The organism is Anoxybacillus sp., assembly GCF_036834105.1.
Lineage (GTDB): Bacteria > Bacillota > Bacilli > Bacillales > Anoxybacillaceae > Anoxybacillus.
Map to the genome: position 1 here is coordinate 20266 of NZ_DAITON010000007.1, position 18173 is coordinate 38438.

Annotated in this window: 19 protein-coding genes; 13 read left to right on the top strand and 6 right to left on the bottom strand. The window is 41.6% G+C overall.

Annotation, left to right across the window (positions count from 1 at the left end; all coding sequences use genetic code 11):
- The first annotated feature begins 39 nt into the window (after positions 1–39).
- The 3 genes from tpx (at position 40) to V7Z64_RS01650 (ending at position 2957) form a co-directional block, all read left to right on the top strand.
- Positions 40–546: a thiol peroxidase gene (gene tpx, locus V7Z64_RS01640; protein WP_003398004.1), complete on the top strand. Its 507-nt coding sequence runs from the start codon at positions 40–42 to the stop codon at positions 544–546.
- Positions 547–631: 85 nt separating this feature from the next.
- The gene (locus V7Z64_RS01645; protein WP_003398002.1) at positions 632–1606 is read left to right on the top strand and encodes a class I SAM-dependent methyltransferase; all 975 of its coding nucleotides are present in this window, start codon (positions 632–634) and stop codon (positions 1604–1606) included.
- A 157-nt stretch (positions 1607–1763) separates the two neighbouring features.
- Positions 1764–2957, top strand: coding sequence for an acetate kinase (locus tag V7Z64_RS01650; protein ID WP_003398001.1), 1194 nt, complete (start codon positions 1764–1766; stop codon positions 2955–2957).
- 34 nt (positions 2958–2991) lie between these two features.
- Here V7Z64_RS01650 and V7Z64_RS01655 read toward each other — a convergent pair whose 3' ends face one another.
- On the bottom strand, positions 2992–3306 hold the full coding sequence (locus V7Z64_RS01655; RefSeq protein WP_003398000.1) for a hypothetical protein: 315 nt from the start codon (positions 3304–3306) through the stop codon (positions 2992–2994).
- A 146-nt stretch (positions 3307–3452) separates the two neighbouring features.
- On the opposite strand from V7Z64_RS01655, the gene V7Z64_RS01660 reads away from it, so the two are divergent.
- Together V7Z64_RS01660 and argH are read left to right on the top strand one after the other, a co-directional pair.
- Positions 3453–4661 carry an argininosuccinate synthase gene (locus V7Z64_RS01660; protein WP_297991595.1) on the top strand — a complete coding sequence of 403 codons (1209 nt, stop codon included), beginning with the start codon at positions 3453–3455 and terminating at the stop codon, positions 4659–4661.
- Positions 4658–6034 carry an argininosuccinate lyase gene (argH, locus tag V7Z64_RS01665; RefSeq protein ID WP_297991598.1) on the top strand — a complete coding sequence of 459 codons (1377 nt, stop codon included), beginning with the start codon at positions 4658–4660 and terminating at the stop codon, positions 6032–6034. Before V7Z64_RS01660 ends, argH begins: the two co-directional genes overlap by 4 nt.
- A 12-nt stretch (positions 6035–6046) precedes the next feature.
- Here the strand turns inward: argH and V7Z64_RS01670 are convergent, their stop codons facing one another.
- A complete protein-coding gene (locus V7Z64_RS01670) occupies positions 6047–6499 on the bottom strand; it encodes a universal stress protein (protein WP_297991600.1) in 453 nt (150 codons plus the stop codon).
- Positions 6500–6606: 107 nt separating this feature from the next.
- On the opposite strand from V7Z64_RS01670, the gene V7Z64_RS01675 reads away from it, so the two are divergent.
- Both V7Z64_RS01675 and V7Z64_RS01680 read left to right on the top strand, forming a co-directional pair.
- The gene (locus V7Z64_RS01675; RefSeq protein ID WP_255573176.1) at positions 6607–6735 is read left to right on the top strand and encodes a hypothetical protein; all 129 of its coding nucleotides are present in this window, start codon (positions 6607–6609) and stop codon (positions 6733–6735) included.
- Positions 6736–6835: 100 nt separating this feature from the next.
- Entirely contained in the window at positions 6836–7597 is a 762-nt protein-coding gene (locus V7Z64_RS01680) for an SDR family oxidoreductase (protein WP_297991601.1), read from the top strand.
- Between the two features lie 17 nt (positions 7598–7614).
- On the opposite strand, the gene V7Z64_RS01685 is transcribed toward V7Z64_RS01680, so the two are convergent.
- A complete protein-coding gene (locus V7Z64_RS01685; protein WP_297991609.1) occupies positions 7615–8709 on the bottom strand; it encodes a M24 family metallopeptidase in 1095 nt (364 codons plus the stop codon).
- 105 nt (positions 8710–8814) lie between these two features.
- Here V7Z64_RS01685 and V7Z64_RS01690 point away from each other — a divergent pair, with 105 nt between their 5' ends.
- Positions 8815–9492 carry a metal-dependent hydrolase gene (locus tag V7Z64_RS01690; protein WP_297991603.1) on the top strand — a complete coding sequence of 226 codons (678 nt, stop codon included), beginning with the start codon at positions 8815–8817 and terminating at the stop codon, positions 9490–9492.
- A gap of 73 nt (positions 9493–9565) precedes the next feature.
- On the top strand, positions 9566–10876 hold the full coding sequence (locus tag V7Z64_RS01695) for a CBS domain-containing protein (protein ID WP_003397990.1): 1311 nt from the start codon (positions 9566–9568) through the stop codon (positions 10874–10876).
- Between the two features lie 15 nt (positions 10877–10891).
- Here V7Z64_RS01695 and V7Z64_RS01700 read toward each other — a convergent pair whose 3' ends face one another.
- Positions 10892–11191, bottom strand: a complete 300-nt coding sequence (locus V7Z64_RS01700) for a YtpI family protein (RefSeq protein WP_297991021.1) — start codon at positions 11189–11191, stop codon at positions 10892–10894.
- A gap of 99 nt (positions 11192–11290) precedes the next feature.
- Here V7Z64_RS01700 and V7Z64_RS01705 point away from each other — a divergent pair, with 99 nt between their 5' ends.
- Entirely contained in the window at positions 11291–12238 is a 948-nt protein-coding gene (locus tag V7Z64_RS01705) for a DHH family phosphoesterase (RefSeq protein ID WP_297991023.1), read from the top strand.
- A gap of 7 nt (positions 12239–12245) precedes the next feature.
- On the opposite strand, the gene ytrI is transcribed toward V7Z64_RS01705, so the two are convergent.
- Positions 12246–12746 (bottom strand): sporulation membrane protein YtrI, encoded by a 501-nt coding sequence (ytrI, locus tag V7Z64_RS01710; RefSeq protein ID WP_297991025.1) that lies wholly within the window; start codon positions 12744–12746, stop codon positions 12246–12248.
- Positions 12743–13081 (bottom strand): YtrH family sporulation protein, encoded by a 339-nt coding sequence (locus V7Z64_RS01715; protein WP_003397984.1) that lies wholly within the window; start codon positions 13079–13081, stop codon positions 12743–12745. The genes ytrI and V7Z64_RS01715 overlap by 4 nt, the downstream gene beginning before the upstream one ends.
- Positions 13082–13194: 113 nt before the next feature.
- Here V7Z64_RS01715 and dnaE point away from each other — a divergent pair, with 113 nt between their 5' ends.
- The 3 genes from dnaE to V7Z64_RS01730 form a co-directional block, all read left to right on the top strand.
- Complete coding sequence (gene dnaE, locus V7Z64_RS01720; protein WP_334109294.1) at positions 13195–16410, top strand: DNA polymerase III subunit alpha; 3216 nt, start codon at positions 13195–13197, stop codon at positions 16408–16410.
- Positions 16411–16501: 91 nt separating this feature from the next.
- Complete coding sequence (locus tag V7Z64_RS01725; protein ID WP_297987709.1) at positions 16502–17755, top strand: NAD(P)-dependent malic enzyme; 1254 nt, start codon at positions 16502–16504, stop codon at positions 17753–17755.
- Positions 17742–18173 (top strand): FadR/GntR family transcriptional regulator (locus V7Z64_RS01730; RefSeq protein WP_297987711.1); only part of this gene is annotated, 432 nt, incomplete at its 3' end. The genes V7Z64_RS01725 and V7Z64_RS01730, both read left to right, overlap by 14 nt.

The window sequence follows — 18173 nt, forward strand, 5'->3', positions numbered from 1 at the left end:
TATGATGAGCCTGTATCTTATATAAAGAGGAGGCTTACTATGGCGAAGGTTACATTTAAAGGAAATCCTGTCACATTAGTTGGCAATGAAGTGAAAGTCGGTGATGCAGCTCCTAATTTCACGGTGCTTGCAAACGACTTATCGCCGGTGACATTAGACGATACAAAAGGATTTGTTCGGTTAATTAGCGTTGTACCATCAATCGATACGGGAGTTTGTGATGCGCAAACGCGTCGTTTCAATGAGGAAGCAGGTAGCATTGAAGGAGTGAAAGTATTAACGATTAGCGTTGATTTACCATTTGCACAAAAACGTTGGTGCGCCGCAAACGGGTTAGAAAACGTTGTCACACTATCTGATCATCGCGACGTATCGTTTGGCCAAGCATATGGCGTGCTTATTCAAGAATTGCGTCTACTTGCTCGCGCTGTATTTGTCGTTGATCGTAACGATCGTGTGACATATGTCGAGTACGTATCCGAAGCGACAAACCATCCGAACTACGAAGCGGCAATCGAGGCGGCAAAACAAGCGGCGCAACAATAATTGTTTGAGGCTATCTCAAAAAGGGATAGCCTTTTTCGTTTACATTTTCTAAAATAGAATGTCGGACAGAAAGGAGTGAGGGATGTTGGAAAAATTGTTTACCATCATTGATGAAACGGCGACATGGCTTCAAGAAGAATTAAAATGTTCATATTTAGAAGCAGTTGCTGAAACTGGAGAAAATTTATTTCACGGGGATGTATTGCAAGAAGAAGTAAACGAGCTATTAAAAAAACGTTTAAAAAAGGCGTATGAAGCTGTGCATGTACACGAGTGGAAAAATGAACATATTCGCAAAGCGCTGCAATTAGCGATATTAAAAGGAATGAAACAATATGTACAACCACATCATCAAATGACACCAGATGCCGTATCGCTATTTATCGGTTATTTAGTAGATGAATTTACGAAAACATATTTTTCGCTATCGCTTCTTGATCCGGCCATTGGGACAGGAAATTTAATGACAGCGGTATTAAATCAATTAACAAATAAAAAAGTGCGGAGTTACGGTGTAGATGCAGACGATTTATTGTTAAAGCTTGCTTATGTGAATGCGAATTTACAACGACATGAAATCCAATTGTTTCATCAAGATAGTTTGAAGCCGTTGTTTATTGAACCGGTTGATGTTGTCGTTTGCGATTTACCAATCGGATATTATCCAGATGATGAAAACGCTAAATCGTTCCACTTACATGCGAAAAGTGGCCATTCATACGCTCACTATTTGTTCATTGAACAAAGTATTCGTTATACGAAAGAAGGAGGGTATTTATTTTTCTTAATTCCAAATACGCTGTTTACGTCAGATGAATCGAAAGAGTTGCATGCGTTGATTAAGGAAGAGACGTTTATTCAAAGTTTGTTGCAACTTCCGCTTTCCATGTTTAAAAATGAAGCAGCAGCGAAAAGTATTTTTATTTTGCAAAAAAAAGGGGCGCATGCAAAAGCGCCAAAACAAGCGTTGCTCGCCCAGCTTCCTAGCTTTTCGAATAAGCAGGCGATGCAAGCCATGGTGCTAAAATTCGAACAATGGCTAAAAGAAAATCGTTCATAACCTTCTGAATATAACAAATATGTGAAGAAAACGTTTTCGTAACGTTTGTATACTTGAAAAGAGCGATGAACGACCCGTAAAATGAGAAACGTACCGATGAAATTCGCATAGTTGCATACAATAATTGTGAACGATGTTAAAGGAGCTGTTTAGTCAAATGCCAAAAGTTATTGCTATTAACGCGGGAAGTTCGTCGTTAAAGTTTCAATTGTTCAACATGCCGAGCGAGGAAGTGTTAACAAAAGGTGTTGTTGAGCGAATTGGTTTTGAAGATGCGATTTTTAATATGACCGTAAATGGTGAAAAAATAAAAGAAGTAACTTCTATTCCGGATCACGCAGTTGCGGTGAAAATGTTGCTCGATAAATTGCTTGAGCTTGGTGTCATTCAATCGTTCGATGAAATCGAAGGAATTGGTCACCGCGTTGTGCATGGTGGTGAGAAATTTAGCGACTCTGTTTTAATTACAGACGACACGTTAAAAGAAATTGAAGATTTATCTGATTTAGCTCCGTTGCACAACCCAGCGAACGTGATCGGCATTAAAGCGTTTCGTGAAGTTTTGCCAAACGTGCCAGCTGTTGCTGTATTCGATACAGCGTTCCATCAAACGATGCCAGAACAATCGTTTTTATACAGCTTGCCATATGAGTATTATGAAAAGTTTGGTATTCGTAAATACGGATTCCATGGCACGTCCCATAAATATGTAACGCAACGGGCAGCGGAGTTGTTAGGGCGACCAATTGAACAACTTCGTCTCATTTCTTGTCATTTAGGAAATGGAGCGAGTATTGCGGCGGTTGAGGGCGGTAAATCGATCGATACATCCATGGGATTCACGCCGCTTGCCGGTGTAGCGATGGGAACGCGTTCCGGTAACATTGACCCAGCGTTAATTCCATATATTATGGAGAAAACAGGTAAAACAGCAGAAGAAGTCATTGATATTTTAAATAAAAAGAGCGGAATGCTTGGCTTAACTGGTTTCTCGAGCGATTTGCGTGATATTGAAGATGCGGCTTCAAAAGGCGATCGACGTGCAGAGTTGGCGCTCGAAGTGTTTGCTGGACGAATCCATAAATACATCGGTTCGTATGCGGCGCGCATGTGCGGAGTTGATGCCATTATTTTCACAGCAGGCATTGGTGAAAACAGCGATGTCGTACGCGCGAAAGTGTTGCGCGGACTTGAATTTATGGGTGTCTACTGGGATCCAGCATTAAATAAAGTGCGCGGCAAAGAAGCATTTATTAGCTATCCGCATTCTCCAGTAAAAGTATTAGTGATCCCAACAAATGAAGAAGTAATGATTGCACGAGATGTGATGAGATTAGCGAACTTAGTGTAAAAAAGGTGTCCGTACGGGCACCTTTTTTACATTTTTATTGATGTATGCGATTTGTAACCGTCTGATTCATCCGATACCAAATCCATAAATCGTTAATCATTGAAGCGAGCGAGGCGATTTCGGAATTGAGCATACATGAGCGAGCAAAATCATTTTCTTCTCCGAGTTGCCTTTGTTTTTCATTAATTTGTTGCTCAATCTCAATAATTCGGTCAGGAATTTTCCCGCGAATCGTTTCCCATTCTAATAAAATGGCCGCTTGTTCCTCTTTCGTGTACATTTCCCATTCCTTCTCTAAATGTGGCAGACGGATGCCTAGCCGCTTGTCATATACAAAATATGCGCTCATTTCATTCTCCCATCCTTTTTGCTTACTAATTCTTATTTTAATCAAAAAAGTTATTGAAAAAAAGAAAAATAGCTGTTACATTATTAATATGCGAAATGAATAAATATTAAATTATTAGTATTTTTATTCTTTAGGGAGGAACGATCATGGCAAATCCAAAAGTAGTGCTCGCTTATTCTGGGGGATTAGATACGTCAGTTGCTATTAAATGGCTACAAGAACAAGGATATGATGTAGTTGCTTGTTGTTTAGACGTAGGAGAAGGAAAAGATTTGGAGTTTGTGAAAGAAAAAGCGTTAAAGGTTGGAGCTGTTCAATCATATATGATTGATGCAAAAGAAGAATTTGCGAATGAATATGCGCTTATCGCTTTGCAGGCTCATGCCCTTTACGAAGGAAAATATCCGCTCGTCTCTGCGTTGTCCCGTCCGTTAATTTCAAAGAAGCTCGTTGAAATCGCTGAACTAGAAGGTGCTGTTGCTGTTGCGCACGGTTGTACCGGAAAAGGAAATGACCAAGTGCGCTTTGAAGTATCGATTCAAGCATTAAATCCGAATTTAAAAGTCATTGCACCTGTTCGTGAATGGAAATGGTCGCGCGAAGAAGAAATTGAATATGCGAAAAAACATAACATTCCGATTCCGATTGACTTAGATAGCCCGTTCTCGATCGATCAAAACTTATGGGGGAGAAGTAACGAGTGCGGCATTCTAGAAGATCCATGGGCAGCACCACCAGAAGAGGCGTATGAATTAACAGCTGCACTTGAACATACACCAAATGAGCCGGATATCGTTGAAATTGGTTTTGAGCAAGGAATACCAAAAACGATTAATGGAAAGGCGTACTCGCTTGCAGCGCTTATTCTTGAGCTTAATGCGTTAGCTGGAAAACATGGCGTCGGCCGCATCGACCATGTGGAAAATCGACTTGTGGGCATTAAATCGCGTGAAGTATATGAATGTCCAGGAGCGATAACGCTCATAAAAGCACATAAAGAGCTAGAAGACTTAACGCTTGTGAAAGAAGTCGCCCATTTTAAACCAGTCATTGAACAAAAAATAGCGGAAGTCATTTACAACGGCCTTTGGTTTTCACCATTAAAAGATGCGCTCGTCGCTTTCTTAAAAGAGACACAAAAAAATGTAACAGGTGTTGTACGTGTGAAGTTATTTAAAGGTCATGCAATTGTAGAAGGACGGAAATCGCCGTTTTCGTTATACGATGAAAAGCTAGCAACATATACATCAGAAGACCAATTTGACCATCAAGCAGCCGTCGGATTTATTTCTTTATTTGGCTTGCCTACGAAAGTATATAGCATCGTCAATAGCCAAAAGAAGGTGAACGTGTGAAAAAGTTATGGGGTGGACGATTTACAAAAACAGCTGCACAATGGGTCGATGACTTCGGAGCATCGATCCATTTTGATCAACAGCTCGTTGAAGAAGATATAGAAGGAAGCATCGCCCATGTGACGATGCTCGGCGAGTGTGGTATTTTACCGAAAGAAGATGTCGAAACGATTAAAAAAGGGTTAACAAAGTTATTAGAGAAAGCGAAAAGCGGAGAACTTTCCTTTTCTGTTGCCTATGAAGATATCCATTTAAACATTGAAAAAATGTTAATTGATGAAATTGGTCCAGTTGGAGGAAAGCTTCATACTGGAAGAAGTCGAAACGACCAAGTCGCGACAGATATGCATTTATATTTGCGAAAACGAGTTATCGAGATTATCGAACTTATTCGGCAATTGCAACGTGTGCTTGTTGAAAAAGCAGAGCGACATGTGGAGACGCTTATTCCGGGCTACACGCATTTGCAGCGGGCACAGCCGATTTCATTTGCTCATCATCTCATGGCATACGTATGGATGTTTGAACGCGACCGTGAACGGTTTACAGAGTCGTTAAAGCGCATTAACAAATCGCCACTCGGTGCTGGAGCGCTCGCAGGGACGACGTTTCCGATTGATCGCCATTTGACCGCTAAACTTCTTGGCTTTGACAGCATATATGAAAATAGCTTAGATGCGGTGAGCGACCGGGACTTTATTATTGAATTTTTAAGTCATAGTTCTATGTTGATGATGCATTTATCCCGTTTTTGTGAAGAACTTATTCTTTGGTCGAGTGAAGAGTTCAAGTTTATTGAAATAGATGATACGTTTGCGACAGGAAGTAGCATTATGCCACAAAAGAAAAATCCAGATATGGCTGAACTTATTCGTGGAAAAACGGGGCGGGTGTACGGTCACCTTGTGGCGTTGTTGACCGTCATGAAAGGGCTGCCGCTCGCTTACAATAAAGATATGCAAGAAGATAAAGAAGGGATGTTTGATACCGTTCAGACGGTGATCGGTAGTTTAAAAATTTTTGCGGGTATGATTGAAACGATGACCGTTCGTGTAGACGTGATGGAAAAAGCGACGAAACAAGATTTTTCAAATGCGACAGAACTAGCAGACTATTTAGCAAAAAAGGGCGTGCCGTTTCGCGAGGCGCACGAAATCGTTGGGAAGCTTGTGCTTACATGTTTAGAGCGAGGAATATTTTTAATGGATTTGCCGCTTGATGTATGTCGCCAAGCTTCGCCTTTATTTGGAGAAGATATTTATGAAGCGCTTGATCCGCACACTGCAGTGAATCGCCGCACGAGCGCGGGGGGCACAGGATTTACAGAAGTGAGAAAAGCAATTGAAAAAGTAAAACAAATGTTAGAGGCATAAAAGCAAACGCTTTTATGCCTCTATTTGTTCAGGTGTGCGTACGACAAGCACGTCGCATTTAGCATATCGTGTAATATGTTCAGAAACGCTTCCGATGAAAAATCGCTCGACTGCGCTCATTCCTGTCGCGCCGCAAACGATTAAATCAACTTCATACTTTGGAGCAACTTCTTTGGAAATTTTCACTTTTGGGGAACCGTATTCGATGTCTGTGACGACTTCTTTCACTCCTGCATCGATCGCCTGTTTTTCGTATGATTGCAATAATTCTTTCGCAAACTTTTCTGCTCGCTCGGCAACTGTACGATCGTATGCTTCGATCGTTGCGAACGAACGAACGTCGATAATGTGCGAAAGAACAAGTGAAGCATCGTTTCGTTTGGCGATTTCAATCGCTTTTTTAAACGCCCATTCCGCTTCTTTTGAGCCATCGACGGCGACCAAAATCTTTTTGTACTTGTACATAGCCATTCCCCCAATAAAAAATTTTCCTTCCAATTCAAGTATATCATTTTTTGTAAAACAAACACTACGTATTGTCGAAAAATTTATGACAAAAGGAGTGAATATTGATGCGAGAAAAAGAGCAAAAAGAACAACTTTATTACGATGAAGAAGGGATCGCACAAGTGACTGAACAAATTACAGACGCATACATTAGCGGCGTCATTGAACAAGACGATGAACAAAAGAGGCGATAATGCCTCTTTTGTTCATTGCTATGATCGAGCATAAAATGTGTTTTCCTCCGTCAGTTTGTAGTACGATAAACGTAGCAAAGCATGGATGGAGGGATAATTAGTGAGGCATGCGATTGTAACGGCAGGAACGAAAGGACTGGGAAAAAAAGTGACGGAACGTTTTTTGGAAAAAGGATGCGCTGTTACCGTCCATTATCGAAGCGACATCCAGGCTGTTGAATCGTTAAAAGAAGCATATCGCCATTGTGAAGACCGACTTCATTTTGTGCAAGGAGATGTGACGAAAAAAGAAGATTTAGTTCGCCTTGTGAATGAAGCGTTTGCGAAATTTGGCCGCATCGATTATTTAATTCATAACGCAGGTCCTTACATATTTGAGCGGAAAAAGTTAGCGGACTATACGGATGACGAATGGTATGAGATGATTGAAGGGAATTTAAGTGCGATGTTTCATTTGTTTAAACAAGTTGTTCCGATTATGCGCGCTCAACATTTTGGTCGCATCGTAACATACGGTTTTCAAGGGGCGGACCATGCGCCAGGGTGGATGTATCGCTCAGCGTTTAGTGCAGCCAAAGTTGGACTTGTATCATTAACAAAAACGATCGCTTTTGAGGAAGCAGAGCATGGCATTACAGCGAATATGGTTTGTCCGGGAAATATTATTGGAGAAATGAAAGAAGCAACGATTGCGTATGCTCGTCAACAGAAAGATGAGATGACCCCTATTGGTCGCCCGGGTACAGGGGAAGATATTGCACGAGTTGTTGAGTTTTTATGTGATGATTTTTCAGATATGATTACAGGAGCTGTGATTGAAGTAACGGGCGGGCTTGATGTCATTCATCGGTATCGGAAATAGGCTGCCAACATGACAGCCTATACAATTTGTAGTTCTTTCGGATATGTTGTTAATGTGAGCGGTCCTTTTTCAGTCATATACATGTCATCTTCAATGCGTACGCCACCGACAGATGGGACGTAAATGCCAGGTTCAATAGTAAATACCATTCCAGCTTGAAGAGGGGTCGTGTTTGATTCATTCATCGAAGGGTATTCATGAACATCGATGCCGAGTCCATGTCCGATGCGATGAGGAAAATACTCGCCATACCCTTCTCGTTCAATTCGCGAACGGGCAGCTTTGTCGATGCTTCCAATTGGAGCACCGATTTGGCAAGCGGCAATGGCTGCTTGTTGTGCTTGCAACACCGTATTGTATATACGTCTTTGCTCTTCTGTTGGCTGTCCAAATACGACGGTGCGCGTAATGTCAGAACAATAGCCATCAAGCACGACACCGAGGTCAAACAAGACAAAATCACCCGTTTGGATGCGATTCGTTCCTGGAATACCATGAGGATGCGCGCTATTTGTTCCAGCAAGCACCATCGTGTCAAAAGCCATCGTTCGCACCCCTTTTCTTTTCAACTCATATTCAATGGTTGCGACGATTTCTAACTCTGTTTTTCCTTCTTTTAGGGCACGGACGCCAACATCGACACCAAAATCAGCTAGCTCAGCTGCTTGACGGAGCGTTTGCAGCTCCTTTTCATCTTTTGTCATTCGTAATTCATGTAGCGTATCGGTCAAATCGAAAAACGATGCATGTAAAAAACATGTTTGAAGTCGTTCGAGGCGATTGACTGTTAAATGACTGTTTTCGATACCGATACGCTCATTTTGTACATTTCGTTTACTTAACTCGTTACTTAACATATGCCACGGATCGTGAACGTCATCATAACTAACAATTCTATACGCCCACCCTGCCTGTTTTGCTTGATTTGCATCCATTTCGGGACAAATAAGAAACGGTTCTTCATCTGGAAAAATGACAATGGCTAGCAGTCGTTCATGTGGGTTGCTGTAAAAGCCACTAAAATAAAAAACGTTTGCCGTTGATGTAATGAATGCCCATGAGCCATTCGTTTCTTTCAACTTTTGTTGAAGCTTACTTATTCGTTCCATGATGTTCACATCCTTTCTTTTTCAGCTTATCATGAACGAAAAAAGAAGGAAATAGTGATCAAATGAAGAAACAAAATTATGTCAAAAACAAAGAAAGGAGAATAAACGATGAAACTTACTTATCACGGACATTCTGTTGTTAAAATTGAAACGAACGGCAAAACGATTTTCATTGACCCATTTATTACGGGGAATCCGCTGACAGACTTAAAAGCGGAAGATGTTCATGTCGACGTCATCTTATTAACACACGGACATAATGATCACGTGGGCGATACGGTTGCATTAGCGAAAAAACACGATGCTCTCGTCATTGCTCCTTATGAATTAGCCACGTATTTAGGATGGAAAGGTGTTCGCGTTCACCCGATGCACATCGGTGGATCGTTTTCTTTTGATTTTGGAAAAGTAAAACTGACGCAAGCGTTTCATGGCTCAAGCTATGTAGAAGAAAATGAAACGATCGTTTATACAGGAATGCCAAGCGGTATTTTGTTTAGCGCGGAAGGAAAGACGATTTACCATGCGGGGGATACAGCGTTATTTTCTGATATGAAGCTCATCGGGGAAATGAATGATATTGATGTTGCCTTCTTACCAATTGGCGATAATTTTACGATGGGACCAGAGGATGCGGCAGTTGCGGCGAGATGGTTAAAAGTGAAAATAGCTGTGCCGATTCATTACAATACATTCCCGGTCATTCAACAAGATCCGCAACGATTTGTGAAGATGATCGATGGTGTGGGGCGCATATTGCATGTTGGCGAAAGTATTGAGCTGTGAAAACGCTCATTGAATGCGGTCAAGCACACCCTTATAATAAAAGTAACAAACTGTCGAAAAAGGGTGGGGCAACTTGACGATTACGAAGCATGAACAAATTTTACAATATATCGAAACGTTACCAGTTGGGGAAAAAATATCTGTTCGCCAAATTGCGAAAGAAATGGGAGTAAGCGAAGGAACAGCATATCGTGCTATAAAAGACGCCGAAACAAAAGGATACGTCAGTACGATTGAGCGCGTCGGAACGATTCGAATTGAACAAAAAAAGAAAGAAAATATCGAAAAGCTAACGTATGCGGAAGTTGTCAATATTGTTGACGGGCAAGTGCTTGGGGGAAAAGAAGGATTACATAAAACGTTAAATAAATTTGTGATCGGTGCGATGAAGCTTGAAGCAATGATGCGATATACAGGTGCGGGGAATTTATTGATCGTTGGCAATCGGACGAAAGCGCACGAACTAGCGATTGAAGCGGGCGCAGGCGTTTTGATTACAGGTGGTTTTGATACGGAAGAGCATGTGAAAAAATTAGCGGATGAGCGACAATTGCCAATTATTTCAACAAGTTATGATACGTTTACAGTTGCGACGATGATTAACCGAGCCATTTATGATCAGCTCATTAAAAAAGAAATTGTTCTCGTCGAAGATATTTTGACGCCATTTGAAAAAACGGCATATTTATATGTAACAGATCAAGTAGAACGGTGGTATGAGTTAAATCGAGAAACGAAGCATAGTCGCTTTCCTGTAATTGATCAACAATTAAAAGTGCAAGGTATTGTGACGGCAAAAGATATTATGGGTTACGAGCGTGATGTGCCGATTGAAAAAGTAATGACGAAACATCCGATTACAGTAAGCGGAAAAACGTCTGTCGCTTCCGCTTCGCATATGATGGTGTGGGAAGGAATTGAAGTATTGCCCGTTGTTGATGAATACAATCGGCTACAAGGAATCATTAGCCGACAAGATGTATTAAAAGCATTGCAACTCGCACAACGCCAGCCACAAGTCGGTGAGACGATCGATGATATTGTCACCACCCAGTTTTTAACCGAAACGGTTGACGGTGTTTTTCGCTGTAACATTACTCCGCAAATGACAAACCATTTAGGGACGTTATCGTACGGGGTGTTTACAACTATTGTGACCGAGGCGGCTACGAGGGCTCTTCGCCTCCATAAGCGTGGAGACCTTGTTGTCGAAAACATTACAATTTATTTTATTAAACCTGTACAAATTGATACGGTCATCGATATTAAGCCAAAATTATTAGAAATCGGTCGTAAGTTTGGAAAGGTGGACGTCGAAGTATTTAATGAAGGAACGCTTGTCGGAAAGGCGTTAATGATGTGTCAATTACTTGAACGACAATAGGCTGCATGTAGCAGCCTATTTTGTTTCTTCCGCCTCTTTTACCGCAAGCGGAAAATAGTAGCGATGAGCGCGATAGCCTGACCATATGCTTCCCGCACCAACGAGGAGAAAAACAATGCCGACAATGAGCGAGACAGTTGAGCGATGAATGAGAAATTGGTTAATTGCAAAGAAAAATACAAACGAGCCGAGCGCTATGCTTGATTTCGCACTAATCCATTTCCGCTCCATCGGCTTTTTACTGCGAACATATTTGATTTTGTAATACAAATAAAACGACAACGAAAAGACGATAAGTATAACAAATATTAGCATATCTAGCCCTCCAACATAAAAAGTTGTTGCGTGATTATTTTACATCTTTTCGAATCATAATAAAATATGTTTTAATGGAGAAAAAAAGGGAGAAGCGCCATGGAACAAAAAGTTTTGGAAATTATTGATCATATTGAACAGTTTGACACAATTATTATTCACCGTCACGTTCGACCAGATCCTGATGCGTACGGCTCGCAAGGAGGATTAGCAGAACTAATTCAAGCGTCATTTCCAGAAAAACGAGTATATACGGTTGGAAAAGACGAACCGTCGCTCGAATTTTTGCGTAAAATGGATGTCATCCCAGATGAAATGTATCATGATGCTCTTGTGATCGTTTGCGATACGGCGAATGAAGAGCGTGTATGCGATCAACGCTATAAGCTCGGAAAGAAAATTATTAAAATCGATCATCATCCAAATGAAGATCCGTACGGTGACATATTATGGGTAGATACGAGTGCTAGCTCGGTTAGCGAGATGATTTATGAGCTATATTTAATGGGAAAAGAGCGCGGCCTTGTTTTAACGAAAGAGGCAGCTCGCTTAATTTATGCTGGCATTGTTGGCGATACAGGTCGTTTCCTCTTCCCAAGCACGAATCCGAAAACATTTAAGTATGCGAGCGAGCTAATCGAGTACGGCTTTTCTTTTGTTGATTTGTACGAGCAACTATACCGAACAAAATTATCGATTGCTCATTTAAGTGGGTATGTGTTGCAACATTTCGAGCTGTCTGAACACGGGGTTGCCCATATTATATTAACGAAAGAGCTATTGGATCAGTATGATGCGACGCCAACAGAAGCTTCACAACTCGTCAGCGTGCTTGGAAATATTGAAGGAATAAAGGCGTGGGTATTTTTCGTCGAGGAAGATGATCAAATTCGCGTTCGTCTTCGCTCAAGAGGTCCGATCGTCAATGAAGTAGCTAAAAAATATCGCGGTGGAGGTCATCCGCTAGCAGCAGGGGCGTCCATCTATTCGTGGGAAGAAGTAAAACACGTATTGGCTGACTTAAATGAGGTATGTAAGCAACAGTAGAACATATCTACTGTTGCTTTAATTTTATTTCAATCGATACGTTAGTGAAAAATAAAATCGTTTCGATATCGAGACGGTACGTTCGATTGTCAATGACGTATGTTTTATTTTCAATTGCTTTTTTTAATAGCTCTTTGCTTTTATATACTGTTTCAATATCTTTCGCTGTAATATGTTGAATGTCTTTTTTTATATTTTCTTCAATGCGAAATGTTGTGTACGTATCGATGCCGTAAGATTGGGCGTTAATTACTTTCACATCAATCGATTGAATCATCAGTCGCTTTTTATTTTCTTCATTCAGCTGAACATAATCTTGTTGCCAAATGTTTAAATCATGCTTTAGCTGCGCAATGATTTCTTGCTGAGTTTTTAATTGGCGTACTTGTTTCTCTTGCAAAATGCCAAACATTTGTGCGAAAATGATCCAACTAACGATTGCACCAATCATGGCTCCAGCGAAAAATCGTTGCCAGCCCGGATCACGTGCATATGGTGGAACTCTCATGCGCTATTCTCCTGTGTAAACCAGCGAATGAACGTCATACCTGTTTGGGCGCCTCCAGTCGCTGATAAAATCAGCAAAAACTGTTTAATGACATCGCGTGTTTCCCCTTGAAAAAAGCCGCGTTCCACGCTATAAAACGTATCGAACGTCCCACCAATCGCCGCAATTAGCGCCCAAATTTTTAAACTGCTTGCGAATCGGTACATCATTGTTAGCGGTGGTTCACCAGATAAAAAAGCCCCAAATCCGCCAATGAATGCTCCTCCTACTAACACACCTAAAGCGATGAAATAGCTTTGAATAAAAGCAGGCAAAAATGCTGTTTTCATCTCCATCTCGCTCACTCCTTCTGTATACTATGTATATGGGACAAACAAGAAAGGTATGTTTTGCTTTTTTGCTTTTCTGCCGACTATAATAGAAAAAAATAGAAAAGGTGGGGGACACATTGTCGTTTATCCATCTACAAGTGCGAAGTGGTTATAGTTTATTAAGTAGTACAGTGAAAATGGAAGAGCTTGTCACACGCTCATGCGAGCTTCAATTTTCCGCTATTGCGTTAACAGATGAAAACGTATTGTATGGCGCCGTTCCGTTTTATAAAGCGTGCCAAGCACATGGAATAAAGCCGATCATCGGTATGATTGCAACGATAGTTGATGAACACGAAGACGAGCTTGTGTTGTTAGCGAAAAACAATTACGGGTATCGCCAGCTTGTACATATTGCGACGACGATTCAAATGAATGATGGAAAAGGCATTCCTTTATCTCATTTTTCTCGTCACACGAGTGAATTAATTGGTATAACAAGCGGCGTACGTGGACGAATAGAACAACATTTGTTAAACGGAGAAATCGCTCAGGCGGAAGCGCTCGTTCAAACGTATACAACCATTTTTCAGCCAGGTGATTTTTATATCAATATTCAACAACACGGGCTGCAAGAGCAAGCGAAATTGTTCCCGCTACTTCTCGAATATAGTAGACGTTGGAACGTTCCACTCGTTGCGACAAACGATGTGCGTTACATATATCAAGAAGATGCGCTTGCTTATGAATGTTTGCTTGCGATGAAGCACGGGAAGAAAATGACCGATTCGAGCCGTCCTCGTTTGGCAGCAAATGAATATTATTTGAAAAGTGCAGATGAAATGGCTGCCTTATTTCCCATGTGTGATGAAGCGGTGAAGGAAACGATTCGCATTGCAGAACGATGTCATGTGGAGTTTGAGCATAAACAATGGTTTATGCCGCGCTATCCTGTTCCCTCAGGGACAACAGCTGATGAACATTTACAATCGTGGTGCTGGGAGCAATTGACGAAACGTTTTCCAAATCGTCCGCAACCGTACGTTGAGCGATTACAATACGAACTACAAATCATTCAACAGATGAACTTTAGCGACTATTTTTTAATTGTGGCCGACTTTGTTCGCTTTGCCCGCGAGCAAGGCATATTCGTCGGGCCAGGGCGCGGGTCAGCGGCAGGTTCGCTCGTTGCTTACATACTCGGCATTACACAAATCGATCCGTTGCAATATGGACTTTTGTTCGAACGTTTTTTAAATCCAGCTCGTTTATCACTCCCTGATATAGATATTGATTTTCCTGACGATCGTCGTGAAGAAGTGATTCGTTACATTGAACAAAAATATGGAAAAGACCACGTTGCACAAATTATTACGTTTGGAACGTTTGGAATGCGCTCAGCGATTCGCGAAGTCGGTCGTGTGTTTGATGTAGATGAACACGACGTGCAACAAACGTTACATATCGGGCGACTCGATCATACACGGCCATGGCATCGCGTGGTGCAACGTATTGAAGGATTGCCAAAGCATACGTCGATTCATGCTGCCGGCATTGTCATTAGCCCATGCCCATTAACGGACATCGTTCCTCTTCAAAGTGGACAAACGACAACATATGTGACGCAATATGCGATGGATGCGCTTGAACAAATAGGACTATTAAAATTTGATTTGCTTGCATTGAAAAATTTAACGACGATCGAGCAAATGATAGAAAGTATTGAAAAACGGACAGGACGTCGTTTACGTTTTGACAACGTGCCGCTTGATGACGAACAAACGTATGCTCTTTTCAGCCAAGGGGATACATTTGGCGTATTTCAGCTTGAGTCAGAAGGAATGAAGCGGGTATTGCGCGAATTACAACCGACAACGTTCGAAGATATTGTTGCAGTAAACGCTTTATTTCGTCCAGGTCCGATGGAGCAAATCCCAACATACATTTCTCGCAAACATCGTCGTGAATCGATCGTTTACATGCATGATGATTTGCAGCCGATTTTGCAGTCAACATATGGCGTCATCATTTATCAAGAACAAATTATGAAAATTGTTGAGAAAATGGCAAACTTTTCGTTAGTTCAAGCTGATTTATTGCGTCGAGCAATAAGTAAAAAGGACGTCGCGCAAATGGAAAAAGAGAAAAGGCGCTTCATTGAAGGATGTATGCAAAATGGATACGCTGCTCATGTCGCAAACGAATTGTACGAGCTCATCGTTCGATTTGCTGGGTATGGATTTAATCGAAGCCATGCGGTCGCGTATAGTTACATCTCGTATATGATGGCGTATATTAAAGCGCATTATCCGCTCGATTTTTATGCCGCATTATTAACAAACGTAAGCGGTCAAAAAGAAAAAATGATGCAATGTGTGTACGAACTTCGGAAAAAACGAATACGATTACTTCCTCCTTCGATCGGACGAAGTGAAGAGCGCTTTACTGTTGATGAAAACAGTATTCGTTTTGGGTTTTTAGCGATTAAACAAGTTAACTCTGCCTTTATCAAACAAGTTATTCGGGAGCGCCGAAAGCGACCGTTTTCCGATTTTTTTGATTTTGTTTCCCGACTACGCCTCGAACCTTCACAAAGAAAAATGGTTGAAGCGTTCATTTTTTCTGGTTGCTTTGATGAATTTCGTATTGAGCGTGCTACTCTTTATGCAAGTATAGATGTGGCGTTTGAGCATGCACAGTTTTTCACATCGCTTCCCCATATACGACCAAAGTACGTTCATGCTGAGCCGTTATCGCTTATCGATCAGCTCAAGTATGAAAAACAATGGCTTAACGTATACGTTTCCCCTCATCCCGTTGAATCATTTTCACATTTTTATTCGATATGGGGAGCAAAACGAATGTATGAGTGGGAAAAGGAAGAGTCGAATTACGGTAAAGTGATCGCATACGTTGAGGAGGTGACGAAAAAGCGGACAAAAAAGGGAGAAGAGATGGCGTTTCTTACAATTTGTGACGATAGCGATGAATGGCATGCTATTGTATTTCCAGCAAGCTACCGGCGTTTTCATTCTATATTGCAACAAGGAACGGTGTTGTATATGGAAGGGAAAATAGAGAAAAGGATGAATGGTTGGCATTTGATTGTGCAACAACTGAGGAAGCCAGAGTGTGTATACGTGAAAATTGACGAACAACATGCATCACCGATCGTGTTGCAACAGTTAAAAAACGTGTTAACGACTTATCGTGGGCATGTACCTGTTGTTTTGTATTATGAGGCGGAGGGGAAAAAAGTACAGCTTTCCCACGAATATGCCGTTTCCCCACAAGATGAATGCATCCAACAGTTGACGGCATTGCTTGGAAACGGGAACGTTGTCGTGAAATAAAAAAGCTTTACTATTTTTCATTTTTATTATATTTTTATAGAAGTTAAGTGGTCAGACCAGTTGTCGGCTACTTTTTAGGGAGGAAGATGTCGTGTCGTTGTTTGAAGAAGCGCTTCGTATGCATGAACGTTATCAAGGAAAGCTAGAAGTGAAAGCGAAAGTGCCGTTAAGAAACGCCTATGATTTAAGTTTGGCGTATTCTCCCGGTGTCGCAGAACCGTGCAAAGCCATTCATCACGAACCGATCAAAATATACGATTATACATTAAAAGCGAACACGGTAGCTGTTGTATCGAATGGAAGTGCAGTATTAGGACTTGGGAATATTGGAGCGGAAGCAGCATTGCCGGTTATGGAAGGAAAAGCTGTGCTTTTTAAAAGTTTTGCCGGGGTTGATGCCTTTCCAATTTGTTTAAATACATCAGATGTGGAACAAATCATCCAAACAGTGAAACTGCTTGAGCCGACGTTCGGTGGTATTAACTTAGAAGATATTGCTGCTCCACATTGTTTTATTATCGAAGAGCGATTAAAAGAAGAAATGAACATTCCTGTCTTTCACGATGACCAACATGGGACAGCGATTGTGACTGTTGCTGGTTTAGTTAATGCATTAAAGTTAGTAAATAAAAAGATGGAAGATATTCAAGTCGTGATTAACGGAGCAGGTGCGGCAGGCATTGCGATCATGAAGTTGCTTCGTTGTTACGGAGTCAAACATATGATTATGTGCGATTCAAAAGGGGCCATTTATGAGGGGCGTCCGTACGGAATGAATGACATCAAACATGAAATTGCGCAATGGACAAACGTGGAGAAAAAATCAGGGACGTTACAAGAAGTGATCGTTGGTGCGGATGTATTTATTGGTGTGTCTGTTGCAGGAGCATTGACAGCTGGCATGGTTGAAACGATGAATCGGGATGCGATCATTTTTGCGATGGCAAACCCGATGCCAGAAATTATGCCTGAAGAGGCGCTACAAGCAGGGGCGACGGTTGTTGGAACAGGACGATCTGACTACCCAAATCAAGTAAATAACGTTTTAGCGTTTCCGGGCATGTTTAGAGGGGCGCTTGACGTGCGTGCAAAACAAATTAATGAACAAATGAAAATCGCGGCCGTTGAAGCGATTGCTAACTTAATTACAGAAGACGAATTGCGCGCCGATTATGTCATTCCAGCTCCGTTTGATCCTCGTGTTGCTCCGGCAGTCGCCGCTGCTGTGGCGAAGGTGGCAATCGAAACGGGGGTCGCACAAACGATTGTCGATCCAAAAGAGATAGAAAAACGAACACGACAATTAGTAGCCATTGCAGGTGAGGGCAACGATGACGACTTCTAAAGTGTACATTGAAACATTTTGGCAAATTCATCGCATGATTGAGGAAGCGGGGCTCCAACCAGGGGACCGACTTCCTTCCGAACGGGAGTTAGCTGAAAGACTACAAGTTGGACGTTCTTCTGTTCGCGAAGCACTAAGGGCGTTAGAACTGCTTGGACTCATTGAAACGCGTCGCGGAGAAGGGACGTTTATGAAGCCGTTCGGTGAACATCAGCTCATTCAACTCCTCGGTTCGTTTATTTTACAAGGAAATCGGGAAAAACGAGATTTAGTTGAAACAAAATTGTTGATCGAGCGAACGTGCCTACAGCTTGCTTGCGAACGAATGACAGAGGAGAAGTTCGAGCACATTGCTCAAGCGGAACACACGTATCATATGTTTTTTTTACGAATTGTGGAAGCGACAGATAATTATTTA